Genomic DNA, 25,444 nt, shown 5'->3' with positions numbered 1-25,444 from the left:
CATTGATGAAGTAGCCGAAAACCGGCGAGGTGAACTTTCCGGTCCAGTTCGCGAGCCGGTCGACGGAGACAAAGCGAAGAGCCAATGCTCAGTAGCTGTTCGCTACGCCGAGGACCTCCAGTCCGTCGGCCACCACTCGGCCGTCGTGGATGACGGTGCGGTCATTGCTGCGGTCCATCACCGTGGAAACTACGGTCTCCCCCGCAAGCAGCACGAGATCCGCACGGTCGCCTGCCGCAACACCCGGGCGGTCTGCCACAGAGGCCAGACGAGGCACGTCATGATCCATGATGGACGCGCCGCCGACCGTGGCCACCGCGAGGCAATGCTCGATCAGTTCATCTTGGCGATACCCGTTGACGAAAGCCAGCTGCCAGGTTCGATCCAGCAGGTCGCAATTGCCATAGGGGCTCCAGTAGTCGCGCTGTCCATCTTCGCCTAGACCAAAGCGCACGCCTGCCTCGGTCAACTGCACCAAGGGGAGATGATTGGAGGTGCTTGGCGCCACGGAGGTCATCGCGATATCTAGCTCGGCGAAGGTGTTGATCAGGCGGCGACTGGTGGCATCGTCGACGCTGCCCAGTTCGTAGGCGTGGGAGATCGTGACCTTGCCCTGCATGCCCAGGGCCCGGGTTCGCTCCGCAATCAATTCGGCGGAGAACACCCCCTGGGTGCCGCGCTCGTGCAGGTGGATGTCGATTTCGGTATGGTATTTTTCGGCCAGGCCGAAGACCACGTCGAGATGGCGGACCGGATCGCGATCCAGTTCGCACGGGTCGATGCCGCCCATCACGTCGGCTCCAAGTTTCAGCGCCTCCTCCAGGTACTTTTCGGTACCTGCTTCGAGCAAGATGCCTGCCTGCGGGAAAACCATGATCTGCACGTCAGCCTCGTTGGCGAATTTCTCCTTGGCGGCTGCCACTGCCTCATACTTTTCCAGCTTGCAGTCCACATCCACCTGGGCATAGGAACGCACGCGCGTGGTGCCGCGAGCGATCATGCGTTCCAGCGTGCCGGCCACCCGTTCGGTGATGCCGATTTCTGCGTCTCTCCAGTTCTCCCGGTCATTGCTCATCATGCCCCAGACTCCGGGCCGGCCCGTGTGTTCACGGAACGGCAGCCCGATCCGGGTTGAGTCCAAGTGCACATGCACGTCGGAGAATGAAGGGATGAGTATGCGTCCGCCGCCAACCACGTCCCCGGCCTCCAGCTGGCGCTTCGGGTCATGCGCGGTGACTGCGGCGATTATTCCATCCTTGACCAGGATGTCACTGGCGGGCCGGCCCCAGGGGCGGGCATTGCTGATAAGCACGACGTAGGTTTCCTTCGGTGAAATGTGAAAATTTAGATGACTTGCTTCAGGGTATCGTCAGCCACTCTGGGCCATAGCCAGTTGCGCTTCGGGAAAATGGCAGGCCATCTGGCCTGTGGGGACTTCGCGAGCGCAGCGCTGGCGTCCTGGCTCATCTAGCAGCAGGTATGCCGGACAGCGGGTGCGGAATACACACCCCGAGGGCGGATCGCTGGGCGAGGGCAAGTCTCCGCGCAATCTAATGCGCCCGGTCAGATTGGCCTCCAGATCCACGCTTGGCACGGCTGAAAGCAGCGCCCGGGTGTAGGGGTGGCGCGGATCAGCGAACAGCTCGCGGGCCGGTGCCTGCTCCATGATCTTGCCCAGATACATCACCGCGACCTCATCAGCCATGTGCTTGACCACGGCCAGATCATGGGCGATGAAAATGTAGGAAACTCCGGTGTCGGCTTGGATATCCTTGAGCAAGTTCACCACCTGGGCTTGCACCGAGACATCCAGTGCGGAGACCGGCTCGTCGCATATCACCACGTCTGGATCCAGGGCGAGGGCGCGAGCAATGCCGATGCGCTGGCGCTGGCCTCCGGAGAATTCATGGGGGAAGCGGTTGGCGTGCTCGGGGCGCAGGCCCACCCGGTTCATCAGGTCTGCGACCTTCGCCTTGATGCCCCCGGGAACCCTGATTCGTTGCTCCACCAATGGGGCGGCGATCGCAGCTCCAATGGACTGGCGCGGGTTCAAAGACGAAGCCGGATTCTGGAAGACCATCTGCACGCGGCGGCGGAACCCATCGAGTTGGCGTCCGCGCAGGCCACTGATTTCTTCCCCGTCGAGTCTGAAACTGCCGCTGGTGGGTTCCAGCAGTCGCATGAGCACCTTGCCGGTGGTGGATTTACCGCACCCCGATTCCCCCACGAGCCCCAGGGTGGTGCCGCGTTCAAGGGTGAAGCTCACCCCATCCACTGCCTTGACCGCACCGGTGGTCCGCCCAAGAACACCCTTGGTCGGGAAATGCTTGGCGAGGTTGTTGACTTCTAGTAAAGGGGTAGTCATGAACCGGCTCCGATCAGACTCGTATCGTCCAGCAAGTGCAATTCGTGGCCATGACAGCGCACCGCATGCGACCCGTCACTGCGCAGTTCGGGGCGGTGGTTCTGGCAGCGCCCGTCCGGAACCAGGCTGGCAAAATCGCAACGGTCCGCGAAGATGCACCCGGTTGGCAGAGACAACAGTGCTGGCGGCGCCCCCGGAATCGGGGTGAGCCGGTTGGCCTCGGTGGACAAATGCGGCATGGAGGCCATCAACCCCCGAGTGTACGGGTGGGAGGGACGCTGGAAGATTTCATGGACATTTGCCTCTTCCACGCATTGCCCGCCATACATCACCACCACACGCTGGCACAGCTGGGCCACCACGCCCAGATCATGGGTCACGAAGATTACCGCCGAGTTGGTTTCCGCTTGCAGCTCTGAAATCAGGTCCAGGATCTGGGCTTGGACGGTCACGTCAAGAGCCGTTGTCGGTTCGTCGGCAATCAAAAGCTCCGGTTCACACACCAACGCCATCGCGATCATGGCTCGTTGCCGCATACCACCGGAAAATTCGTGCGGATAGCTATCCACCCGACGCTTGGGGTCTGGGATTCCAACCCGGCCGAGCATGTCGATGGCCACCTGGCGAGCGGTCTTTCGGGAGACCCTGTTATGCACCCGGTAGGCCTCGGCAATCTGCGAGCCGACGCTGTAGAAAGGGTGCATCGCAGAGAGCGGGTCCTGGAAGATCATGCCCATTTTCTTTCCACGATAGGCGCGCATGGCATCTTCGCCCAGCGGCAGCAGGTCGGTTCCTTCGAACAGCACTTGCCCCTCCACCTGGGCGCTGGATTCCTTGAACAGTCCCATAATCGCCTGGCTGGTCACGGATTTGCCGGAGCCCGATTCCCCGACCAGGCCCACCGTTTCACCTCGGCCAAGAGTTAGTTCCATGCCGTTGAGCGCGGCGACCATTCCGTCATCGGTGGGAAACTTTACGGTCAGCTCGTTGACCGTCAGCAGCGGTTCCAATTAATTCACCCGTACTCTCGGATCGATAAACGCGTAGGACACGTCCACAATGACATTGAAGAAGATGATGAAGAATGCCGCCAACATGGTAATTGCCATCGTGACCGGCAGATCTCCGCTGGTGGCCGCGTGCACCGCGGTGAATCCGAGTCCGGGCACCGAAAAGATCTGTTCGGTGAGCACCGCTCCGCCCAGCAGCGAGCCGAGATCCAAGCCCAGCATCGTGATGATCGGGGTGATTCCGGCTCGCACACCGTGCTTGAAGACAATTCTCCTTCGCGACAGCCCCTTGGCCCGCGCCGTGCGCATGAAATCCTCGGCGAAGGTTTCGATCATGTTGTTACGGGTGATGCGCACATACTGAGCCGAGAATAAGACGGCCAAGGCAACCCAGGCCAGAAAATAATTGGCCACCCAGGCGCCGAAACCGGCTTCGCCCCACGGTGCCACGATTTGGTTGGTGGTGAACGGTAGCCAGCCCAGAGTTCCGACGAATACCAGCAGCAGTACCAAACCGGTAACCGGGATGGGTAGCGAAACTCCAATGGAGGCCGCCCCGACGATAACCCGGTCGGCCAGCCTGCCCTTGCGCAAGGCGGCGAACAGCCCGAGCCCGACACCCACAATGGTCCACAGCAGTACCGCCCCGACCGCCAGTGAGAGGGTATACGGCAAGGCGTTGGCGATCATATCCGTGACATTCTCATTGGTCTGGAAGCTCTTGCCCAAGCAAGGCCAGGCACAGAATTGTTCAGCCCCCGCGGCGCCGAGCAAACGCGGTCCAACCAGACCGGAGAGGAAGGCAACATACTGGACGAAGAACGGTTTATCCAGGCCCAACGCGACCCGCGCCTGCTCAACGCGTTCGGGGGTGCACTGCTGCCCGCAGGCCGCCGAAGCGGGATCTGCCGGACCGAAGTGAAAGAGGGTGAAGGTGATGAAGCTGACCGTGAGCAGCAACAGCAGCATCGCGCCGAGCCTGCGCAAGAGGAAACTGACCATGAGCGTGTTCCTTACTGAGCGACGCCGACCGAGTTCAGGTCAATGGCACCGAAGAAGTAGCCAACCTGTGCATTTCGGATATTGGATCCGACCACCGAATTCGTGTAGCTGTGAATGGTAGGGACCAGCGGGTAGTCGGCCATGACTTCGTTGTAGAGCTCAGACCATTTGGCCCCAAGTTCCTCAGGAGTGCCATTCGCGCCGCGCAGTTCATGCATTTTCTTGGACAATTCCTCATCGAAGTATCGCGGAATATTGCTAAAGCCGTAAGTCTTGCCGTCCAGCGAAGGGCCCAGATTCGGATCAACGGTCATCCGGGCCGAGGACGAGTCGGCCCCGCCGCACCAGCCGGAACGGGCGATATCCGGCATGCCCTCACCGGCCAAGGTGGAGTAGTAGTTGGCGGCTGGGATTGGACGCAGCTCCAGAGCGATTCCAATTTCCTTCAGGTTCTGTTGCAGCACGGTGCCGATGTTCTTATAGCGCTCAACGGAGTTTGCATATCCATAGACCAGCTTCTTCGGAAATTCCTTGCCCTCCAAGAGGGCCTTGGCTTCCTGAAGCTTCGGGGTGCCATCGGCCGACAAGTCCGTGCGCTGCTCGGTGACTCCAACCATCTGGTCGGTCAATTGGCTGGTTACCAGTTCGCCGAAACGCGCGCCGCCATACTGGACTTGGATCGCTGCACGGTCCATGGCTAGAGCGATGGCCTTGCGAACTTGCGGGTCCTCAACGGTTTCGGTATTCAGACCCAGTACGTCGATGCACCCCAGGAAACCGCCGGCCGTGCGTTCTGCGACCTTCGGGTCGTTCAGGCTTGCGGCATCCGAGGCTTGCATGGCCCCATTAGAATCCAGGGTGATGGCGTTCGGGTCGGCATCTGAAATGAGTTTCTGCGAGATAGTGGACTGCGAGCTGGACAGGCTGAAGCTGAAGCTGTCGGGTAGGGCCGAGCGATGCTGGTCGGTGGCCGGGTCCCAGTTTTCGTTGCGCACCAGAATCAACTCGCGGCCACGGTCATAGTTCTTGATCTTGTAGGGTCCGGAGGATACTGGATGGTTGGTGTAGTCCTGCTTGGTGTCCTTTTCCTCCGGCACCGGAGCGGTGTTGGAACGCGAGACCAAGGCCGGGAACTCCGCGAACGGCTGTTTCAGGTGGAAAATAATGGTTCGGTCATCCGGGGTTTCAATGGCTTCGAGATCCCCATCGGAGTACGGCCCCTTGTAGCCTTCGTCGGTCAGCGCCGAGTTCAGTTCCTGCGGTGCCTGCGTGTACACGTCGCGGGCGTAAGTGCGTTCGACGCCGTACTTGATGTCTTCTGCTGTAATAGGCGAACCGTCCTCGAACTTTAGTCCTTCTTGGAGGGTGTAGGTCCAAGTCAGCCCATCCTCGGATACCGTTCCAGTATCCGTGGCCAGATCCGCAACAATTTCCGGAGGTTGGCCTGCGGTTTCCTTCGCCATAGTCAGGGTCCGGTAATACAGCTGCCCCACATTGGCGGTCTGCACGTAGTTCGAGTTCCCCGGGTCCAGCGTCGCGAAGTCTGAGGACATCAGAACGTTGATGTTGCCGCCCTTTTCGGCGAAGTCCGGCTGAACAACTACCGGCGCGTAGGGGTCCGATGGCGCCCCTTCGGATCCTTGCTGCCCCTTGGCCCCGCCGGCGCACCCGGTCAAAGCCAGGGATATGACCACCGCGGCGGATAATAGTTTGGTAGCTCGCGAAAGCATTAGATTCCTCCTCAGGATCTTTGGGAGCGAGTGGTGATGGTGGTTATTGGGAATTAGCGCGAGGACTTGGGGTCCAGCGCATCGCGCAGTGCGTCGCCCAGAATATTGAAGGCCAGAACCGTGATGATCAGGGCAATGCTGGGTACCGCCAGGAACCATGGGTCCGACAGATACCAGTTGCCAGCCTGTGCCGCGTTGAGCATCTGCCCCCACGACGGAGTGGGGTCTTTAACGCCTACGCCGAGGAACGAGAGCGCCGCTTCGGCGGTGATGTTGGTGGGGATCATCATGGTGGCATAGACCAGCACGACGCCGGTGACGTTCGGGACGATTTGTTTGAGGATCATCGACTTGTTCTTGGTGCCATAGGATTTGGCAGCTTCGATGTATTCCTGCTCTCGGATCATTAGCACCTGGCCTCGGACCACGCGGGCCAAGTAGGCCCAGCCGAAGAAGCCAAGGACTATCACCAGCGAGGCAATCGGCACGAATGATCCGCTGCCCAGATCGGTGCCCGCCAGCCGGGATTGCATGATCGGTGCGATGGACAGCACCAGTAGAAGATGAGGGAAGGCGAGAAACAAGTCCATGATCCGGCTAATGATCATATCGACTTTGCCACCGAAGTACCCGGCGGTCGCCCCGAGAACGGTGCCCAGCACCACCGAAACTAAGGTGGAGAGCAATGCGATGACCAGCGAGACCTGTGCCCCATAGGCCAGGCGGGCGAACAGGTCCCGTCCGAGACCTGGTTCGACACCGAGCCAGTGCTCTGCGCTGGGATACATGTACTGCGGCAGCGGAAGCCCCGGGTTATAAAAGCCGTCGAGGACCTCCGGTGACGTGTTGGTGGTGTGGGGATCTTGGCCTTCTATGGCTACGAGCACCGGTGCCAGGACCGCGAACAGGATCATAGCGATCACGACGACCAAGCTTGCCATAGCAATCCGGCTTCTGCGGATGCGCATCCAGGCGGTGGCAATCAGCGAACGGCCGGTGGGTACCGATTTGGCTGCCGCTGGCTTCGGAACCGTTGTGGTCATGGCCAACCCCCTTTGCGATTGAGTGATCTAGGTAACAAGAAAACCGTATACCAAAAAAGGGAAATTTGGAATACCAAAATAGACAATAGTCGGGAGTTCAGCATCTGGATTTCGATATCTGCACACAAATACGGCAGAAGTCGCAAAATTCAACTGGCGCAAAACCGTGGATAAATTTCACGAATCTTATGGGCTAGAGAGGCCAGTGATTCGCCGCAACGCGTGAAGCATCAGTTGTTTGCAATGGAATTTCCAGAACTCGGAATTCCCGCAGGATCGACAACGATGGGATACCACAACAGTAGGAAGTGGTCTTCAAGGATCCTCAATAGCCGCGATAGTCGCACTATTTGCTCAGATCGACGTGCTGGCCCAGGCCCTGCTCCAGAGCACGCTCATATGCCAGTTTCCCGACAGCAAGATCGAGTGCGCCAATCCCCACCGAGTTGAACAGCGTAATCTCTTGATCGTCGCGGCGTCCGGCAATCTGCCCAGCTACTACCGCACCGAGCTCCCCCGCCGCGCTTTCATTGGTGATGGCGCCCTCGGCCAACGCCAGGAGATAGTTGCCGGATTTAGCCTCAGCGGTACCCCAATGATCCACAAAAACGCGCGCACGGGCCATGCCCTCGGCATCAATTTCGCGCTCGCTGGGACGCGGACGTGCTCCCACGGCATTTATGTGCTGCCCCGAGCGGAACCACCGACCCGCGATAATTGGCTGCACCGACGGAGTCAAGGTGCACACAACATCGCTGAGCCCGATGACCTCTTCAGGACTTGCGGCCGCTTCGACTTGGAGGCCATACCCGGCCACAGCAGAGGTGAATTCCGCTATGCGCTGGGCCGTACGGGACCACACAACGATCTTTTCAACGTCCATTACGCAGCGCAGCGCAACGACGTGTTCCACGGCAAGGTTTCCGGCGCCCACTAGCCCAAGGACCTTCGAGCCCGCACGCGCAAGGTGCCGCGTGGCGACCGCGGTAGCCGCGGCGGTACGAATCCGAGTGGGCACCCGGCCGTCGAGAATGGCCAACGGAGAGCCGGTCACATGATCCGCCAGCATAATCAACGACCGCTGCGAGGGAAGGCCCCGCTCGGCGTTAGAGGGAATATCGGCTAGTAGCTTGACCGATGCCAGTGACGGCGTGGCTGCCACCGAGGGCATGACGATGAAGCTGGAATCCACCCCAGGGACCCCCATGGCGGATGGGGCTGGCTGGGTGGCAGTTCCAAGAGCAATATCGCAGAAAATCTGGTCTACGGCTTCGACAGTGGAAGGCATATCAAGCACTTCGTGAAGCACTGAGGCACTAAGCATGAGGGTCATCAGGGACTACTTTCAGAGCGAAGGGGTTTATTTAAACTCACCTTAGCTCATTTGGTATCCCAAAAAACAGACTTAGACATGCAAAATCAGTGTCTTTAAGTGGGTGTTCGATATTACCAATGGGTATGCGTATACCAAATAATGTCCATTTTTCGATCTGGACGCGGAACCGCTGTCCTACGGATGCCAGTTGATTCCGCAACCGCGCCACTCACGCTACGCCTACGCCAGCATGTGGTCGCCGCAGGAGCGACGCCCGAAAAGCTTTCATCATGCGTAGACGCGCGCAAATTCCGTGTCGGCCACGCCCGGTGTTGCCTGGTTCATCAGCAACAGATCGTTTGCTTCGACGGGATCACCCGCATCCCTGCAGGATGCCTGCGCCGGGTGGAAATTTCTCGAAACTCGCAGGAAACCGCCCTTCCCACGCCGCAGAAGTCCTGAAATCATCAAACGAGGTCAGACCAAGGACTTGACGCCGCTCGTCCAAGTGATAGCTATCCGCAGCCGCTTCTGCCAGCGGACCGCTACTGGCTCTCCCTGGCGGTTGAGGAATCTTCACGGGCTTGTTTCTCGGTGACGCTGCCACGGCTGGTGGACAGGTGCTGTTGAACCAACTGCTGCAGGCGGACAATATCGCGCCCAGCGATGGCTTCATAGAGTTGCTCGTGCTCCTCGGCCATCACTTCAAGTTCGTCATGCTGGGCCAACAGCCAGCGCATCCGCGAGGCGAGCGACCCCTGCACCTCGCTGAGCAAATCGTTGCCGGCCAGTTGGATCACCACCTCGTGGAAGCGTGCCCCGGCGCGGCGAGCAGTGATATAGTCTTTCGCCCTGGCCGCGACGAGCTCCTCGTCAAGCACCTCGCGCAATTCAGCCAACCCGTGGCGGGTATGCCGCTGGGCCGCAAGGGAGAACGTCACAGTCTCCAGGGCGCTGCGCACTTCCAATAGGTCAGCAATGTCCGGTGCGGTGAACTCCCGGACAGTGGCCCAGCTCCTCGGCCGAGGAGTAACCAGACCTTCGGAGACCAGTGCACGTAAGGCGTCGCGGATGGGAAGCCGGCTAACCCCCAGCTCGTCGGCCAGTTCGCGTTCGACCAGCCGGCTGCCCGGTGGGCGCACACCGTCAATGATCTCGTTCCTGATGCGCTCGATGGCGCGGACGGATTCGGGCTCAAAGTCCTTGTCGGTCAATCCATTCCCTACTTCCGGTGCTCTTTGGCTCTATCCTAAGGGTTCAACCCAATATCCAGCCCTGTGTTCAAAGTCCATTGTCCAGCGAAGTATCACCGGGCAGGAAATCCTACATCGTTTTGCGCCTGGCCGGCCCTTCGAGTTTCAGCGGTGGCCGACGGGCTTGCGAAGATTTAGCCGAGTCGCGTTTTGCCACCATGCCAGAAAACTGGTCGATCGCACAGTTACACTCAACGATGTGGAGATCCATCTGGCAGCCGCCGACGAACGCTCAATTTCTATGAGCCGAAGGACTAGCAGGGCAGCGCAACGTGTTGAGTTGCAGCTCCGAATATCCGGGCACGGCATAAGAACTGATGGCCGAATAGCACGCCGGCGCAGAAACACCGGTTTACCTGCCACCGTGCGAATTGGCTTCGATGTGGATATATCCCGATTTACCCAGCTATGTGCCAGCACGCCCTGAAACCCCGAACCAAAGTTAAATTCATCCGCTGCCTGGTCATCGAATACAGCAAATCCTGGAGGCGCCAGCTCGTACTGACACAGGTCAGAGCTACGTCATGCATCCCTCTGCCGCCTTAGCCATGATGCCGCCGCGTTTGTATTCGATACGCCCCAGCCCGGCTCCGCTTGAGTCCGATTCGCGGCCGTATTTGGGGCAGATAGATGCCAATTTTCATGGCGCCACTCGAAGGCGATTTCGCAACAAGGTGCCGCCCGTCCTTGCAACGGCAAGTACCAGCGCTACTGCCACAACAGTTGGTTCAATGTGAATACACCTCGTTGCCTCAGCGTTTCTGAACAGTCGAGGAAGTTGTGAGTCGACGCCTCAGTCATTCACTGCGGTTGCGCAATAGAGTTCTTAGTCTTCGTCCACACATAGGCTGAGTGGAACTGCCACTACTCAAGGACGGGTTTTTCGTTGCCTCGCCGGACATCGTTTGTGAACTTGGCTAATGGTTACATTCTCATTTTAGATAGCGTATGCATGGGCATGGGCATGGGCATGGAACTATTCGATCCATCCACGTTGCGCGGCAGCCACACCCAATTGAAACCGGGTACTGACCTCAGCACGATTCATCAACAGCTGAAGCCGGCGCTGAATGGTTCGCAAGCTCACCGATAGCTGCCCGGCCATCGCCTTGTCGGTAATTCCCGCGCGCAGCAAAACAAGAAGGTGACGGTCTATCTCGTCGAGCGACTCCGCCGTTCCCAAATCATTGGCCGGCAAGTAGGTTGGCTGCGCCTGCTTCCAGCTCAATTCAAAGAGGGCACACATTGCATCCAATAGTCCGCTGGGACGGATCAGCAATGCACCAATTTCGCTGTTTGCCGCTGATTCCGAATTCAGCGGGAGCAGAGCCAATTCTCGATCTGCGATGAGCATTCGCAACGGAAGAGAGTCGGTTGCGCGGATTTCCTCACCCGTCGCTGCGGTCATGGCAACTTGATTGGCAAAGCCGGGTTTGTTGAAGGCTTGGGATTCAACAATCACTTTGTATTTAACACCGCGCTCCAAGGCCGCGCCCTCGTCGGTGTTGTCTTCGGATTCCACCACCGTGACGTCCGGTTTCACCATGGCCCACACGGTTTGCTTGGCCCCGCGCTGCAGCTGGGCGAAATGCTGGGCTACGGCCTGTGGCCCGCGAACTATGTCAATGACATCCAGCCCGGCCCGGCCAGTCGCAGCCCTCTGGAACAAACCGTTCAAGGCATGAAGTTCGAGTTCGGCCCTTCGCAGGTCTTGCTGCTGTTCCACGATGAGTGAGCCAAGCGCTAATTCCGGAGGCGAGGCGATGAAGTGATCCAGCGTCGCAATCGAACGTGCGACGAGCCCGAGAGTTTCCAAGGAGTCCAATGTCAGGCGCACATCACCAAGGTCCGCTTCGAGTATTTTCGCGAGGTTCTCAGCCGCGGCGGAGGGCAATTCCACGAGCTGCCGATAGGCACGCTCCTGCAGTTCATTAAGTCCTAACACACTTAGCATCATTGCACCTTTACGACAGACTCTCGGATGAACCGTGGTGACAGAAAGTAGACATGGCACTTATCCGTCATTGCGCATCTTATCGACGTTTGACACATTTATGTCAATAGCTACTCCCATTTGGTCTCCGAAAGGTCGTCATGCCCCGCTATAAACGATTACCCGCAAGTGCCGTCGCACTTGCAGTTGGCGCCAGCCTGCTCGCATTTTCCACACCCTTGGCTACGGCCTCGCCGCAAGGTCCGGGTAACACCATTGTCGGCCAGCACAAGGGCGAACGGCCACAAGCGGTTACGCTCATCAACGGCGATACCATACAGGTCACCATCTCCGCAGACGGAAGCCCCTCGGCCATCTTGCCTACCGGCAGGGATTACTTCACGCGCATTCTCAATGAAGATCTGTATGTAATTCCCGCCGACGCGCAGGACTTGATTGCAGATGGAGTGCTTGACCCCGAACTGTTCAACGTCACTGGGCTGATCGCCCAAGGCTACGCCGACGCAGAATCCACAACCCTGCCACTCATCATGCAGGGGAAATCCTCCTCCTACACCCGGGCTACCGGTCTCAACGTACATACTTCCCTGGAATCCATAGATGCCACGGCACTGACCATGGACAAAGCAACATCCGCTAAAAGCTATGACCAGCTGCTCAATTCCAAGGCTCGGGCAGCCAGCACCGTCAAGAAGATATGGCTGGATGCCCGGGTTTCCCCAAACACGGTTGCCCTAGATCCCGCTACCGGCGTCGAGCAAACCGGTGCACCGCAAGCCTGGGACTTGGGCTTTGACGGAGAAGGCACCACTGTGGCCATTCTCGATACCGGCTACGACAAAGACCATCCGGACCTAGTCGGCCAAGTGGCAGGTGCCAAGGATTTCACCGGTGAAGGCACCGATGACAACCAGGGCCACGGAACCCATGTGGCCTCCACAGTGAGTGGTTCAGGAGCCGCCGATGCCTCCAAAGTTGGCATGGCTCCCGAAGCGGACCTACTCATTGGCAAGGTTCTGGGCTACGGCGGCGGACAGTCTTCCTGGATTATCGCCGGCATGGAATGGGCTGTTGACCAAAAAGCCGACGTGGTCAACATGAGCCTGGGCTCCGATGTGCCCACCGATTGCACCGATCCGATGTCGCTGGCCAGCGAAGAGTTGTCCAAGCAGAGCAAAACCCTCTTCGTTGTGGCCGCAGGAAACGCGGGCGCCCGTGAAACTGTCAGCGCCCCAGGCTGTGCCGAAGGGGTACTCACCGTCGGAGCAGTGAACGATCAGGGAGAGCCCGCAGCATTCTCTAGCCGAGGTGCGACTTTGGGCGGACACCGGGTGAAGCCAGATCTGGCGGCACCGGGCGTGGACATTGCCGGTGCCCAAGCAGGAAGCACCGACGGCAATCGGTACACCCAAATGTCCGGCACATCCATGGCCAGTCCCCATGTAGCCGGCGCCGCCGCACTGGTACGCCAAGCGCATCCCGACTACACGGCACAGCAGCTCAAAGCCGCTTTGGTCTCCTCCGCCAAGCAAGAGGCCGTCGGCAATGACTATGCCCAAGGCAGTGGTGAACTTTGGACTCCAGCGGCAATCGACACCCCACTGACCAGCGATGTCAGCATCGAACTTGGCGATTTCCCCTGGCCGCACGATAAGAGCCAGAGCTCAACTCGGCCGGTGACCTACACGAACAGCTCGGACAAGCCGATCGAATTGACGCTGAAGCTTCAGGATCTCACCGGAGCCGATGGCAAATCCGTTCCGGCAAGCCTCATCAAGCTCAGCGACAGGACCCTCACGGTACCGGCCAACGGCACTGCTACCGTAGATGTAACGGCCAGCGGCAAGGCAAACAACTTGCGCGAGGACGCATACGGCGAAATCGGTGCCCGCATTGTCGCTACCCAAGCAGGCTCCGAGAATGCCCGTGCGGTGACCGCGGTCGGGTTCTGGCTAGAGCCAGAGACCGTCAACGTGACCATCAAGAGCATTGACCGCAATGGCGACCCAGCCACACGGGGCTTCCTCGACCTGACCGACATGCACCAGCCAGCGCGCACGGCCGAGTACTTCAGCGGTGAAGATCTGGAATTGCGACTACGCACCGGAGAGTATCTCCTGACCTCGTACATCAGCACCATCGATGGCGAAGGCAATAATTCCTACGCTTATGTCGGTCAGCCGCAGATGAACTTCACCGAAGATACAACCGTTGTTCTCGACGCCCGCGAAGCCACCCCGGTCACCTTGGACGGCGACCGGCCAACGGCCATCCGGTCGGGCTCCCTCGGTGTGGACCGATCCTGGGATGACTACTGGCGTGTCGCCAGTTCGGTCGTCGCCACCTCGATCACCGACCTTTATGCCACACCCACCGACAAAGTTAAAAATGGAACGTTCAGCTTTGGCAAGTACTTGCGTGCCTACGCACCGGAAGTACCTGAAGAGAAAAGCCCTTACCTCTACAACCTGGCGTTCACCGAAGAGAACAGGGTTTCGAAGAACCAGCATCACCAGATTCCCGATTCATCACTCGGAAAGGTCGAAGAATCCTGGTACGCCCAGGGCGAGCAGGCCTGGAACGCCGAAGATTGGGCACGTATCATCCCGTTCGAAGCCGGAGCCAATCCGTTCTACGCTTCCTCGGGTTCCGACGTTTCAACTCCAATAGACCGCACGGCTTTCTACACCGCAGATCTGCAGTGGCAGCAACTAGCTCAATCAGGTCCCTACAATCAGTTCCCGGAGATCTGGTTCGACCCGGTACGCACTTACACGGCAGGATCGAAATCAGAGGTCGACTGGTTCAAGCTGCCGACCAACACCGCAATGGCCGTTACAGAAAACGGAGCACCTAGCCGCGTCGCAGAACGCCAGGGCAATCTGGTGGGCTTCAGCTTCCCGCAATGGAAAGACAGCGAAGCCGGACGCACCGGACTTGGCGGCTTGGCCGATATCGGAAAGCTCTCCATCTACGAAGATGACAAATTACTGAGCACCTTCCCCGTGGCTTCGGGCGCAGTCGAGGTCGGCGCCGGCAAATCAACGCTCAAGGCTGTTGTTGACCAAGCACGGCTTCGCCGGAGCGGGTACTGGGATCTGGGCTTTCATACCCAAACCACCTTCACCTTCGATTCGCAAACGCCGGACACCAACGAAATTGTGCCGCTACCCATCGCGTTGCCAATAATCGATGCCGAAGTTGACGGTTTCAACCGCGCAACGCCGCAGGCGGATTTCCCGGTCTCAGTGGATCTGCTGGGCCAGAACGGCTACGACCCAGGCGGAATCTCCGAAATGTCCGCTGCGGTCAACTATGACCGGCACCAACAGATCGATGAAGGCGCCGTTGGCGATTACGAATGGACCGAAGCCAAGGTGGTGAACCACGACGGCCAGTGGCAAATCCTGGTGGATAACTCGCTGGCTGACGATGGTTTCGTGTCCCTGCGGATCAACATCGAAGATGAGCACGGCAACAAAACCGAGCAGATCATCGAGAATCTGTACGGTGTGAACAAGTAAATAATCGCCACTGCTGGCCCGGTTTTGTCTCTCGGCAAACCGGGCCAGCAGTGGTTTAAACAGAAGTTCGGCAGATATTGGATTCTCAGCATGCGGACCTCAAAAGTCACCGCCGTCCGTCCAGCGTTAGCCAGCCTTAAACGACGCAGCGCACCTGCTCTCGCCGTATCGGTCTGAGCAGGTGCGCTGCGTTGCGCAAGAAACCTACTTCGCGTTCTTAGCTTCCGCGGCCACCGCGGCGGCAACGGCCGGCATCACACGGTCGTCGATCGCCGAAGGAACGATGTAATCCGCGGCGAGGTCCTCGCCGACCAGATCGGCGATCGCGTGTGCCGCGGCCACCTTCATCGCCTCGGTGATCTTCTTGGCGCCCGAATCCAAGGCACCACGGAAGATCCCGGGGAAGGCCAGCACATTGTTGATCTGGTTCGGGAAGTCGCTGCGTCCGGTGGCCACCACGGCCGCGTAGCGCTTGGCAACCTCCGGCATGATCTCCGGAGTGGGGTTCGACAGGGCGAAGATGATCGCGTTCTCGTTCATCTTGGCCACCGCTGACTCATCAAACTGCGAGGAGGACAGCCCGACAACGACGTCTGCTCCGTCCAATGCCTCGGCGAGGCCGCCCATGACGTCTTCACGGTTGGTGCGTGCCGCCAGTTCCGCCTTGACCGAGTTCAGGTCATCGCGGTCGCGGTGGATGGTGCCGCGCGAATCGAGCACAATCACATCATCAACGCCTGCCTGCAGCAGCAGGTTGGTGACCGCGACACCGGCCGACCCGGCACCCGAAACTACAACCTTCAGCGAGCTGATTTCGCGCTTGGTCTGGCGAGCAGCACCGATCAGGGCCGCCAGCACCACCACAGCGGTGCCGTGCTGGTCATCGTGCATGACCGGGCAATCCAGGGCTTCGATCAGACGCTTTTCAATTTCGAAGCAGCGCGGCGCCGAAATGTCTTCGAGGTTGACCGCGCCGAAGCTTGGGCGAAGGCGGATCACGGTTTCGACGATTTCATCTACGTCGGTGGTGTTCAGCACCAGCGGGATCGAATCCAAGCCGCCGAATTCCTTGAACAATGCGCTCTTGCCTTCCATCACCGGAAGCGATGCGGCGGCACCGATGTCGCCGAGGCCGAGGACAGCGGTGCCGTCCGAAACGACGGCGACCATGCGTGAGGCCCAGGTATGGGTGGCGTGCATGGCTGGGTCATCGGCGATCGCCTGGGAAACCTTGGCTACGCCCGGGGTATAGGCAATGGAAAGATCGCGCTTGGAATTCAGTGGCATCTTCGACTGGACGGTGAGCTTGCCGCCAAGATGGGCGTTGAAGATCTCCTCGTCGGTGATGGTCTTTAGGTCTTTGCTGGCTTCAATAGACATTGAAATACTCTACTTTCAAGAAAGTTCTGAATGACGAAAACGCCGTACCCACGAAACTTGTGGCATAGCGTAGGAACGCGCATGACCATTCATCCGACCGCAAAGGAACCCGAACCAACGCATTTAAGGTGGACATCAGGCTTCCATCTACACAATTCCCGCGGCGTCGTTGCCAGGTAAGGCGAAACGCTCCGTCGCGGTGTGCCGGATGATGGTTGGTCAGTACTTTCTTTAGACCTACAATTTCCACCATACGGGAACCGCTGAACGTGGCACAACCCCCGTTCGTCGCATTCGGTCTTATCAGCAGGCGGGAGCACCGATTGAAACGACAACGCTCCCGCCTGCTCATAAGTTCCAAACTAAGCCGACGCCACGGGCCTGACTTGGGCAGATGATAGATTCACCAATTCTTCATTCAATGCCATTTCAAGTCGATGCTTGAGGCCCTGAGCCTGTTGCAAACCGGCTAGGTTTTCCATCTCGTCATAATCGTTCCGATGATCATAGAGTTCGTAGGTATCGGTACCGAAATACTTAGTCAGCCTCCCTTCGGGGGTGATGACCGAGCGCATGCGAACCGGCGCTGGCAGTCCCTCCAGTGAAAACGGCTGGTCCTCTTCGATCAGCAAAGCGCGTGCACCGTCGCCGACACGTAGCTCACCGTTTTCTGACAGGCTCCGCCCCTGGATTCCTCGGAATGCTGGAACCTGTGCCAGATCCATAAATGTCGGGGCCAGATCGGCGCTGGAAATCAAATCGGCCCTGTGCTCTGCGACCTTCTGCCCGGGCATGTGAATCAACAGCGGGACCCTCGTGACGGCTCGGTAATGGACGAAGTGCTTGAGCATCAATCCATGATCACCGAAGAGGTCACCGTGGTCGGAAGTAAATACCACAATGGTGTTATCTGCCTGCCCAGTTTCTTCCAGAGTCTGAAGTACTTCGCCAATTTGCTCGTCCATAAACTCGATCAGGCCATACTGAGCGGCGGCTGCCATCCGATATTGCGTCTCCGTCACCGAAAACGTCATGGTTGGATCTCCGTTGGGTTGCCCGCGTTGAGCGATCATCTTCCGAATGTGCTCTGGAGAACGCGAATGGTCTTGGCCGAATCCAACCGGAAGCGACAAACTGTCGGGGTCGTACCGACGCGAGTATTCACGCGGCGGGGCAAAGGGATGATGCGGGTCGGGAAAAGAAACGAACATGAAAAAAGGATCGTCTTCGCCAGCTGCTTTGCGCACCTGCTCGCTGGCCTTCACCCCGATATACCTAGTCGGGTGTGCAGAGGCAGGAATCGATGACGTATAAACTTGTTCCCAGCTATCAAGCACATTGGTACCGGCTTTTGAGCCGCCCAGCAACTCGGGATCTATGCCCTGTTCGCGGGCCCAGTGAGCCCAATGTCCGCCCGGAGCATCGCCATGCCCAATGACAAGGTCTACATTCTGATAACCGTAATAGTCTTCGGGCATCGGAATGAACGAAGCAGCATGACGTTCCCGGTTTTCACACTGATCCCAGCCTGGTTCTCGGAGTCGGTTAAATGCATCGGGCAATCGCGGGTCCATCAGCCCCGGAGCACTGGCCCTGATCTGTTCAAGCTGTTCTGGCTCAAAGTCCCATCCCATGTTCTGGTGGTGTAATTTTCCTACCGCCGAGGTTCGGTATCCACAACTGGCCAGTTGGCGAACAAACGTCGAAGCCTCGGGATCAACGGGAATACCGTTGTACTGCGTGCCGTGCGCGCTCGGCCAGCGTCCTGTCAGCAGGCTGGCCCGGTTGGGCATGCAGGTCGGATTCGCCACATGTGCGTTCTCGTACACGGTGGACCGTTCTGCTAACCGATCGAGGTTTGGGGTACGCACTTCATCATTTCCATATGCTCCCAAATGGTCTGCACGTAGTTGGTCAGCAATGAAAACTAGAATGTTTGGGCGCGTCACCTCTGGTCCGCTCATGATTCGGACTGCCGAATCAATGACAGGACCTTCGTGCGCAGACCGGAGAATTCCGGTAATGCACGGCTGGTGATCTGATTGCGCGGCTGGGGAAGATCGACGGGCAAGACTTCGAGGACTTGGGCCGGCTTGTTGCCGATGGCAACAATTCGATCCGACAAATAGACAGCTTCGTCGATATCGTGCGTGACGAGCAAGATCGTCATTCCTAGCTCATCGCGGATCTTCAGGCATAAGTCCTCCAAATCGAATCGGGTCTGCGCATCCACCGACGCGAATGGCTCATCCATGATCAGGATCTCCGGGCGGTAGGCCAATGCCCGAGCGATCGCCACACGTTGCTGCATCCCGCCCGAGAGCTGCCATGGATAACGTTTCGCTGCGTGGGACAGTCCTACTTCATTCAGCGCTTCCTCGATCCGAGTGCGAACCTCGGCCGCTGGGAGATGCAAATGGCGCAGCGGCAGGAGCAGGTTTTTCTCAACTGTCAGCCACGGCATCAGCGACCGCGAGTAGTCCTGGAACACCAACGCCATCTCGGCCGGTGGGCCGGAGACTTGGTGTCCATCGATCTTCATGGTCCCGCCGCTTGAAGGCTGAAGTCCTGCCAAGCACTTGAGCAGGGTGGTTTTGCCGACGCCCGAAGGCCCAACAATGCACACCACTTCGCCAGCATGTATCGAAAACGTCAGGTCTTTGATGACCTCAACGGATTTCGGTCCGTGTCCGTATGTTTTGGCAAGGCCTTGAACTTCTAGTCGCGCGACAGGTGTGGACCCTGCTTTGGGCTGTGTAGTGGTGGGGATGGTGGAGTTCACGATACCTTCTCCATTTTCTTGGATCCGATGTACCAGGACAGTGCCCGGTTTTTGACGAGGTCGAAAAGGACGTTGCTCAGAAAGCCGATAAGGCCGAGTAAGAGTATCCCGGCCCACATGTCAGCAGCCATGAAGGTCTGTTGCGCAAGCAGGGTCATCGCGCCGATGCCCTGTGCGGTGCCCATCATTTCGGAAGCGATCATCACAATGAATGCCACTAATAAGCTAACTTGCATGCCTGCGGCAATCTGTGGACTGGCCGAGGGCAGATACACCGACAGCAACCGGTCTTTGCGATCGAGCCGGTAGACGGTGCACACGTCTTTCAACGAAGCATCTACAGCCTTGATCCCATCCATGGTCGCGATCAAAGTCGGGAAGACCGCAGCGATCACGATTGATGAAATGCGCATCTGGTCGGTGAAACCGACCAGAGTAATCAGGATCGGAACCAGAGCCACCGGCGGAATACCACGTAGCAGGTGCAACGATGGCTCGAACAAGACGCGCAGAACTGGCACCGTAGCAAGGATGAATCCGATGACCACACCGAGCACCGCAGCCAGGGCGAAGCCGATGATCAAGTTACGCATGCTCGGGATGATGTCACTAACAAAGTGTTCAAAAATCCATAAGTCGGCAAAACGAACCAAAATATCACTCAACGGCGGGAAAAACGCATTGGTCGACTGGCTGGATGCCTTGAACCACGCGAGGATCAGCACAAAGGGGGCCGTGATGGCCAAGGCTAGGTTGAATAGGTGGCGTTTCACTTTATGTCCTCCCGGAAGGCCGGGTGCCAATGAAGCACACGTCGTTCGATCATGCTCGAAAGATTCTGGGCAACGAGCCCCAACACACCAAGCACCAGAACCAGCGCGTAGGTTTGCGGGAAATCCCCGGCAGACTGGGAACGATAAATCGCGCTTCCCAAGCCCGGCGCTCCGCCGAGCAAACCTGCAACCACCACTATGATCAGGGCCGCGGGGGCTCCGATGCGTACGGACGTACCGATGTAAGGCGAAGCTGATGGAAGGGTGACGCGCAGCAGGCGTTCGACACGGCCCATCCCGTAGGAACGGGCAGTACTCAGCGCCACCAGGTCGGTGTCGTTTACTCCCGCAATTACCTGAATAGTGGTTGACAGGACGGTTCCGAGCAGCACTAGGGCGAGTGCCATGGTATTTGTTGGGCCCCAGATCATCACGCACAGCGGCAGCACGACGATCGGCGGTATGGGCTTGAAGAATTCGGTTACAGCCAGAGTTGCATATCGCACCCAATCGATGGTGCCGATCAGAAGGCCGAGCATCACGCCGGCAACCACCGCGATGACCATGCCCAAGACCGCGAGCCAGATAGTGGTGAAAGTGTCGGTCCAGAATTCGGGATTACCGAACAGGGCGAAGAGCTCGATCAGTGTTGCGGACACCGTTGGAAGCCCATTCCCGAAAGTTCCGCGGATCGCGGCAAACTGCCACAGCCCGAGTAGCAAAACAGCACCGAGGATCCCGAAGCCGAACTTGGCTGCTGGCGACTCGTAGTTGATTCCACGAGCCTCATTCTGGTTGCCGGGCTTTTGCGAGAGCGTCTGCCCGTCTCGTCTACTGGGCACCGTGGATGAGCGTTTCATCAAGCCCCACCTCCTGGCTCAGGTACCCAAGGTTGACCAGGTTGGAGTCGACACGCTGCAAGTCCTTGAGTTCAACGCTGCTCGGCCAGTACGGATCGGCGCCGTTTTTGATAGTTTCCAAATCGAGGCTGGTAATTTCTGAAGCCAGTTCGTCCATCTCATCCAGGTGTTCGTTGGCGTAGGCGTTTGCCCTATAGATAGCGCGTTGGAAGCCGGCAACGCTTTCGGGTTCTTCGGCTATCTGCTTGGCCCCAGCCACCCATAGCCCTACGGCCCCGGCCTCAAAAAACTCGATTCCAGGGCTTCCGAGCAGCTTCATTCCCTCAGCTTGTGCGTTAGTGGTGAAAGGTGCCACTAAACCGGCCGCATCGACGCGTTCTTGCTGCAACGACTGCAGTGAGCTGGCAGGATCCAGCACCATCCAATTGATGCTCGCGGGGTCTCCCCCGTCCTTCAACACCATGTTGGCCACGGTGACCTCAAGCTGTGCCTTGCGGGCGGGCACTGCAATCCTTTTGCCCGCTAAATCGCGCGCGCGGGCAATGCCGCTATCCGGCCGTATGAACAACCCCGTATCATCGGATTTTCCCGGGTCCTTGCCTTCCAAGGCCTCTGTTGCGTAGCCGTCCGCTGCCGCAATGACGTTTAGTTCTATATTCTGCGAAAGTGCGTTTATGAGCGGGATCGACGGGGTGTAGGCAACGTCGAGCTGACCGGATTGAGCCGCGGCTATTCCAGCAGGCGGATTCGCGACAACCGTTGTCTCCACGTCCAAGCCCTCCTCGGCAAAGTATCCCTTGTCGATGGCCGTCTGGATAGCGGCGTCCGAGCCTATCCCGATGACACCGACGGTGAACTTCTCCATCCCCCCATCTTCTCCGTCGGCGGTGCCGCTCCCTGCGGAGCACGCCGTCAGAGACAGGGCCAGGGTGAGGGTCGTAGCTGCTGCTAGAGCTCGTTTTTGCATTTTGGTACCTTCGATGTCTTTCTCAATTGAGCGAGTTAAGTCGGTACACCACGTCGCCGTTGACTATGGTGTGGGTTGTAGGGTTCTGCGCAAGTTGCTGGATGTCCGTCGAAAGCGGGTCGCGCAGGATACAAAAATCGGCGACCTGACCCACTTTGATGCTTCCTTTGTCTTGCTCCGCGTGGTCCTGCCAGGCTGGTGTCTGGGTCATCATGGCCAATGCCTGTGCCAGACTGATTCGTTCACTATCGTCCGCGCCCGGTCCCGCACTGGTATCGCGGGTAACCGCCGAGATGATGCTGTTGCGCCAGTCCGGATTGGTGACCGGCGCATCGGAGGCCAACGAGGCCGCTACTCCCCGCAGTGCTGCCGTGGCCAGTGGCTGCTGCATGGTGAATCGATCTGGCCCTAGTAGCCGACGTATGAGCGTGCCCGCTTCGGCACGGATTTTTGGGTTGGTGCTGTATCCCATGCCGGCTCGTTGCACCCGGTCCAATAGCTCAGGATCCCGGAAGGCGCCGTGGATGATGTAGTGGCGATTTCCCCGCGGCCCGGCTTCGACATCGAGCTGTTCCACCGCTTCGATCAGAGCTTCGGTGGCGGCGTCCCCGGTCACATGCACCCCGGCTTGCAAACCAGCCGCCTCGATCTCGGAAATGATTTGTCGAAATTCTGCGACTTTTTCCGCGTCACTGTTCCCCCGGAGCACGAGGGCTCCATGCCCATGTCCGCATGGGAGTTGGTATTCGTCGTGGAACCACGAAGTTCCCGAACGCGGGATACCATCGGCGAATACTTTTACCCCCGCGATGCGTAAGCGAAGTGGATCTATCCCTTTCGCAATGGTTGGAAGATCTCCTGCCAGTCCGGTTCGCACTGCTTCCAGTGATTCACCACCAGTGCCCGAAAAAAGTAGCAGGCAGTTCAATCGCAAACTAAGCAGCCCCTCGTGAGCCAAATCTGCAAGAATCTCCAACGACTGCGTGCCACAGCTTGCGGCCATCAAGGTGCGGCCGCCGGGTCCAAGACCTGGTTCCGTGAGCGAAGTGATCCCGAGAGAGTGCAGCTCTTGTTGGTGTTTTATGAAGGCCGTACGCAGCTGATCTTCGGTGAAACTAGGCAGCCCGTCGTTTACCAGCTGCATGGCCGCATCGCCGAAGAGCCCGCTGGGTGAACCATCCGCGAGTCGTCCAATCACCCCACCAGGCACAGGTTCATCTATGTGTTCCAGACCCAAGATCTTCAAGCCCACGGCGTTTACCAGGAGTTGATGGCCCGTCGTATCGAAGGCGACTACTGGCCACCGGCTGTTAGCTGCCAGCAGTAGTTCGGAGTCAACGCTACCTAGCCGGACTTCGTCCCAGCTTGCGGCACGTACCCAGCCGCTGGCGTCGGGTTTGGCCGTGTCCAGGAGCTTTGCAACCTCGGTCCAGTTCGCTGCGGTCGCCACCGAGAGGTGTGCGTGGCGGATCATCGCGCTGGCGGAGAAGTGCAGATGCCCGTCGTTCAGTCCAGGCAGGATGGCTCCTCCACGAGCATCGATGACCGTGGTTTCCGGCCCGGCCAGGCGAAGCAAATCTTCATCTCCAATGGCAATGATCCTGCCATCCCGGACGGCTACGGCACTGGGCCGTCCATCGCAATGCGCAGCATCGATGTCGGCTGCGAGTCCGATGCCAGGAACTACACCCGAGTGGATAACCAACTGAGCCAGTTCGTCAGCCATGGGTCCCCCTTTCTTCCAATTTCCCGCATGCCGTGTGATGCGAGTAACAACTCCAAGTAGTATGTCGTATGACTTAGTCATTTGACCAGCTTTGTGGGAAAATTAATTTAGGCAGCCTCCATGAAGGGCCCCAGCCGATCGGCTAGAGTCCAAAAGACAGTAGTGATTTGGGACAGGAACTATGGCGCGCATATCAGTTGAAGACCGCAGCAGGCAATTCATCGAAGCAGCGGCACGCGTAATTGCCTCGGAAGGGATCGCAGCAGCCACCACCCGGCGCATCGCCACCGAGGCCGGTGCGCCCTTAGCCGCGCTACATTATTGCTTTCGCAGCAAAGATGACCTGCTAGACGAGGTCTATAACCACCTCAGCCGCGACTACGCTCGTGATCTGGACCCAATACCTGAATCCGTGGGCCTTGACGAAGCCGTAGACCTGCACATACATCGCGTCTGGCGGCGCATGCTCAACGCACCTCATGAACAGGTCACGACCTTCGAGCTGCTGCTACGCACCACTCGCCTTGCCGACCCCGAAGACATTGCTGCATCCAACAAGATCAACCGGTCAATGTATGAGGCATGGGTTCAGTCCACCAGCGCTGTTTTCCGCAAGGCCGCCACCAGCTCGAACACCGTTTTGAAAGCTGACGTTGAGACAGTCTCCCGCATGCTAATCGCCAGCATCGACGGCATCAACCTTCAGCATCTTTCGGATCCCGACCTAGATCGCTCCGCACTGCTCATCGACCAGCTATGCGCCACCATCAAGTTCTTATTGCACTCGCAAACAAACTCTTCGGATAGCTGATGGCTTGCTGCGCGCCTCGACGCAATGAACCGACACCTAGCCCACCGGCAGATGCTATGCAGATACCGGCCTGCACAATCATGAGCGACCGGCCGATGCGGCTGGTCGACGTGCCAGGCGGCACCTTCATGATGGGCGACCACTTTGATGAGGGGTATCCCGCCGATGGCGAGCGTCCGGTTCACCGGGTATCGCTGCCAACGTTCAACATGGATGCATCCCCGGTTACCAATACCGAGTTCTCGCGATTCGCACTAGCCACTGGATACGTCACAGAGTCAGAGCAACTTGGCTACTCGGCTGTTTTCCATGCCTACCTGAATGCACCTGCGAAGGAGGTCATGGGGAAGGTGGAAGGTACCGACTGGTGGCTGGGCGTGCGCAACGCCAGCTGGCGTCACCCCACTGGTTCAGGCTCCCACTGGCAGGATTTGCCAGATCACCCCGTCGTGCAGGTTTCTTGGAACGATGCCTTAGCCTACTGTCATTGGAGCGGCAGAACCCTGCCCACCGAAGCGCAGTGGGAATATGCCGCTCGCGGACTAAAGCCAGGGCAACGCTACCCATGGGGAAATCAACTCACCCCGGATTCGGTCCACCAATGCAATATTTGGCAAGGCAATTTCCCGCGAGAAAACACTTTGCAAGACGGTTATCTCGGAACTTCACCAGTGGGCAGTTTTCCACCGAATCCGCTGGGACTCCTCGATATTGCTGGCAACGTCTGGGAGTGGTGCCAGGATTGGTTCCTGCCCAAGTACTATCGCAATAGCCCGGAGCTAAACCCCCAGGGGCCAACTATCGGACGGGGTCGGGTCATGCGCGGAGGATCCCACCTTTGCCACGAATCTTACTGCAATCGATATCGAGTTTCCGCCCGAAGCTACAACACGGCCGATTCCGCCAGCAGCAACACAGGTTTCCGAACAGTTGGCCTGCCCGCCTAGGC

Annotated in this window: 19 protein-coding genes; 3 read left to right on the top strand and 16 right to left on the bottom strand. The window is 58.5% G+C overall.

Annotated elements, in window-relative coordinates; all coding sequences use genetic code 11:
• Nucleotides 1–88: 88 nt before the first annotated feature.
• From ACT3UQ_RS08565 to ACT3UQ_RS08525, 9 genes are all read right to left on the bottom strand, one after another.
• Entirely contained in the window at nucleotides 89–1,312 is a 1,224-nt protein-coding gene (locus tag ACT3UQ_RS08565) for an amidohydrolase family protein (protein ID WP_444636932.1), read from the bottom strand.
• A 57-nt stretch (nucleotides 1,313–1,369) separates the two neighbouring features.
• Nucleotides 1,370–2,365, bottom strand: a complete 996-nt coding sequence (locus tag ACT3UQ_RS08560; protein WP_444636931.1) for an ABC transporter ATP-binding protein — start codon at nucleotides 2,363–2,365, stop codon at nucleotides 1,370–1,372.
• Nucleotides 2,362–3,375: an ABC transporter ATP-binding protein gene (locus ACT3UQ_RS08555; RefSeq protein WP_444636930.1), complete on the bottom strand. Its 1,014-nt coding sequence runs from the start codon at nucleotides 3,373–3,375 to the stop codon at nucleotides 2,362–2,364. Before ACT3UQ_RS08555 ends, ACT3UQ_RS08560 begins: the two co-directional genes overlap by 4 nt.
• Nucleotides 3,376–4,377 carry an ABC transporter permease gene (locus ACT3UQ_RS08550; RefSeq protein ID WP_105650257.1) on the bottom strand — a complete coding sequence of 334 codons (1,002 nt, stop codon included), beginning with the start codon at nucleotides 4,375–4,377 and terminating at the stop codon, nucleotides 3,376–3,378.
• An 11-nt stretch (nucleotides 4,378–4,388) separates the two neighbouring features.
• Nucleotides 4,389–6,107 (bottom strand): ABC transporter substrate-binding protein, encoded by a 1,719-nt coding sequence (locus ACT3UQ_RS08545; protein WP_105650256.1) that lies wholly within the window; start codon nucleotides 6,105–6,107, stop codon nucleotides 4,389–4,391.
• A 53-nt stretch (nucleotides 6,108–6,160) separates the two neighbouring features.
• The gene (locus ACT3UQ_RS08540; protein ID WP_105650255.1) at nucleotides 6,161–7,150 is read right to left on the bottom strand and encodes an ABC transporter permease; all 990 of its coding nucleotides are present in this window, start codon (nucleotides 7,148–7,150) and stop codon (nucleotides 6,161–6,163) included.
• 346 nt (nucleotides 7,151–7,496) lie between these two features.
• On the bottom strand, nucleotides 7,497–8,474 hold the full coding sequence (locus ACT3UQ_RS08535; protein ID WP_444636929.1) for an ornithine cyclodeaminase family protein: 978 nt from the start codon (nucleotides 8,472–8,474) through the stop codon (nucleotides 7,497–7,499).
• Nucleotides 8,475–9,010: 536 nt separating this feature from the next.
• On the bottom strand, nucleotides 9,011–9,679 hold the full coding sequence (locus tag ACT3UQ_RS08530; protein ID WP_219844308.1) for a GntR family transcriptional regulator: 669 nt from the start codon (nucleotides 9,677–9,679) through the stop codon (nucleotides 9,011–9,013).
• A gap of 1,015 nt (nucleotides 9,680–10,694) precedes the next feature.
• The gene (locus ACT3UQ_RS08525; protein WP_444636928.1) at nucleotides 10,695–11,663 is read right to left on the bottom strand and encodes a helix-turn-helix domain-containing protein; all 969 of its coding nucleotides are present in this window, start codon (nucleotides 11,661–11,663) and stop codon (nucleotides 10,695–10,697) included.
• A gap of 149 nt (nucleotides 11,664–11,812) precedes the next feature.
• On the opposite strand from ACT3UQ_RS08525, the gene ACT3UQ_RS08520 reads away from it, so the two are divergent.
• The gene (locus tag ACT3UQ_RS08520; protein ID WP_444636927.1) at nucleotides 11,813–15,196 is read left to right on the top strand and encodes a S8 family peptidase; all 3,384 of its coding nucleotides are present in this window, start codon (nucleotides 11,813–11,815) and stop codon (nucleotides 15,194–15,196) included.
• A gap of 204 nt (nucleotides 15,197–15,400) precedes the next feature.
• On the opposite strand, the gene ACT3UQ_RS08515 is transcribed toward ACT3UQ_RS08520, so the two are convergent.
• The 7 genes from ACT3UQ_RS08515 to ACT3UQ_RS08485 all read right to left on the bottom strand — a co-directional run bounded on the left by ACT3UQ_RS08515 (nucleotide 15,401) and on the right by ACT3UQ_RS08485 (nucleotide 23,684).
• Nucleotides 15,401–16,576: an NAD(P)-dependent malic enzyme gene (locus tag ACT3UQ_RS08515; protein ID WP_105552846.1), complete on the bottom strand. Its 1,176-nt coding sequence runs from the start codon at nucleotides 16,574–16,576 to the stop codon at nucleotides 15,401–15,403.
• Between the two features lie 362 nt (nucleotides 16,577–16,938).
• Nucleotides 16,939–18,540 (bottom strand): sulfatase family protein, encoded by a 1,602-nt coding sequence (locus ACT3UQ_RS08510; RefSeq protein ID WP_105650251.1) that lies wholly within the window; start codon nucleotides 18,538–18,540, stop codon nucleotides 16,939–16,941.
• Nucleotides 18,537–19,358 (bottom strand): ABC transporter ATP-binding protein, encoded by an 822-nt coding sequence (locus tag ACT3UQ_RS08505; protein ID WP_258133881.1) that lies wholly within the window; start codon nucleotides 19,356–19,358, stop codon nucleotides 18,537–18,539. The genes ACT3UQ_RS08510 and ACT3UQ_RS08505 overlap by 4 nt, the downstream gene beginning before the upstream one ends.
• Nucleotides 19,355–20,104 (bottom strand): ABC transporter permease, encoded by a 750-nt coding sequence (locus tag ACT3UQ_RS08500; protein WP_258133501.1) that lies wholly within the window; start codon nucleotides 20,102–20,104, stop codon nucleotides 19,355–19,357. Before ACT3UQ_RS08500 ends, ACT3UQ_RS08505 begins: the two co-directional genes overlap by 4 nt.
• Nucleotides 20,105–20,127: 23 nt before the next feature.
• Nucleotides 20,128–20,991: an ABC transporter permease gene (locus ACT3UQ_RS08495; RefSeq protein ID WP_444636926.1), complete on the bottom strand. Its 864-nt coding sequence runs from the start codon at nucleotides 20,989–20,991 to the stop codon at nucleotides 20,128–20,130.
• Nucleotides 20,963–21,958 (bottom strand): ABC transporter substrate-binding protein, encoded by a 996-nt coding sequence (locus ACT3UQ_RS08490; RefSeq protein ID WP_105552842.1) that lies wholly within the window; start codon nucleotides 21,956–21,958, stop codon nucleotides 20,963–20,965. Before ACT3UQ_RS08490 ends, ACT3UQ_RS08495 begins: the two co-directional genes overlap by 29 nt.
• 22 nt (nucleotides 21,959–21,980) lie before the next feature.
• Nucleotides 21,981–23,684: an amidohydrolase gene (locus tag ACT3UQ_RS08485; protein WP_444636925.1), complete on the bottom strand. Its 1,704-nt coding sequence runs from the start codon at nucleotides 23,682–23,684 to the stop codon at nucleotides 21,981–21,983.
• Nucleotides 23,685–23,865: 181 nt separating this feature from the next.
• Here ACT3UQ_RS08485 and ACT3UQ_RS08480 point away from each other — a divergent pair, with 181 nt between their 5' ends.
• Both ACT3UQ_RS08480 and ACT3UQ_RS08475 read left to right on the top strand, forming a co-directional pair.
• A complete protein-coding gene (locus tag ACT3UQ_RS08480) occupies nucleotides 23,866–24,495 on the top strand; it encodes a TetR/AcrR family transcriptional regulator (protein WP_444636924.1) in 630 nt (209 codons plus the stop codon).
• A gap of 56 nt (nucleotides 24,496–24,551) precedes the next feature.
• Entirely contained in the window at nucleotides 24,552–25,442 is an 891-nt protein-coding gene (locus ACT3UQ_RS08475; RefSeq protein WP_258133500.1) for a formylglycine-generating enzyme family protein, read from the top strand.
• The last annotated feature ends 2 nt before the right edge of the window (nucleotides 25,443–25,444 follow it).

Origin of the sequence: Glutamicibacter sp. AOP12-B1-11, from assembly GCF_052379245.1 — a bacterium.
Lineage (GTDB): Bacteria > Actinomycetota > Actinomycetes > Actinomycetales > Micrococcaceae > Glutamicibacter.
Note: the sequence above shows the minus strand (reverse complement) of the source record. Positions and strands in the feature narration are given on the sequence as shown.

Coding starts and splice junctions, on each gene's coding strand:
- ACT3UQ_RS08560 (WP_444636931.1), bottom strand. CDS start 2,365: ATGACTACCCCTTTACTAGAAGTCAACAACCTCGCCAAGCATTTCCCG.
- ACT3UQ_RS08475 (WP_258133500.1), top strand. CDS start 24,552: ATGCAGATACCGGCCTGCACAATCATGAGCGACCGGCCGATGCGGCTG.
- ACT3UQ_RS08550 (WP_105650257.1), bottom strand. CDS start 4,377: ATGGTCAGTTTCCTCTTGCGCAGGCTCGGCGCGATGCTGCTGTTGCTG.
- ACT3UQ_RS08520 (WP_444636927.1), top strand. CDS start 11,813: ATGCCCCGCTATAAACGATTACCCGCAAGTGCCGTCGCACTTGCAGTT.
- ACT3UQ_RS08510 (WP_105650251.1), bottom strand. CDS start 18,540: ATGAGCGGACCAGAGGTGACGCGCCCAAACATTCTAGTTTTCATTGCT.
- ACT3UQ_RS08480 (WP_444636924.1), top strand. CDS start 23,866: ATGGCGCGCATATCAGTTGAAGACCGCAGCAGGCAATTCATCGAAGCA.
- ACT3UQ_RS08495 (WP_444636926.1), bottom strand. CDS start 20,991: ATGAAACGCTCATCCACGGTGCCCAGTAGACGAGACGGGCAGACGCTC.
- ACT3UQ_RS08490 (WP_105552842.1), bottom strand. CDS start 21,958: ATGCAAAAACGAGCTCTAGCAGCAGCTACGACCCTCACCCTGGCCCTG.
- ACT3UQ_RS08535 (WP_444636929.1), bottom strand. CDS start 8,474: ATGCTTAGTGCCTCAGTGCTTCACGAAGTGCTTGATATGCCTTCCACT.
- ACT3UQ_RS08515 (WP_105552846.1), bottom strand. CDS start 16,576: ATGTCTATTGAAGCCAGCAAAGACCTAAAGACCATCACCGACGAGGAG.
- ACT3UQ_RS08540 (WP_105650255.1), bottom strand. CDS start 7,150: ATGACCACAACGGTTCCGAAGCCAGCGGCAGCCAAATCGGTACCCACC.
- ACT3UQ_RS08545 (WP_105650256.1), bottom strand. CDS start 6,107: ATGCTTTCGCGAGCTACCAAACTATTATCCGCCGCGGTGGTCATATCC.
- ACT3UQ_RS08485 (WP_444636925.1), bottom strand. CDS start 23,684: ATGGCTGACGAACTGGCTCAGTTGGTTATCCACTCGGGTGTAGTTCCT.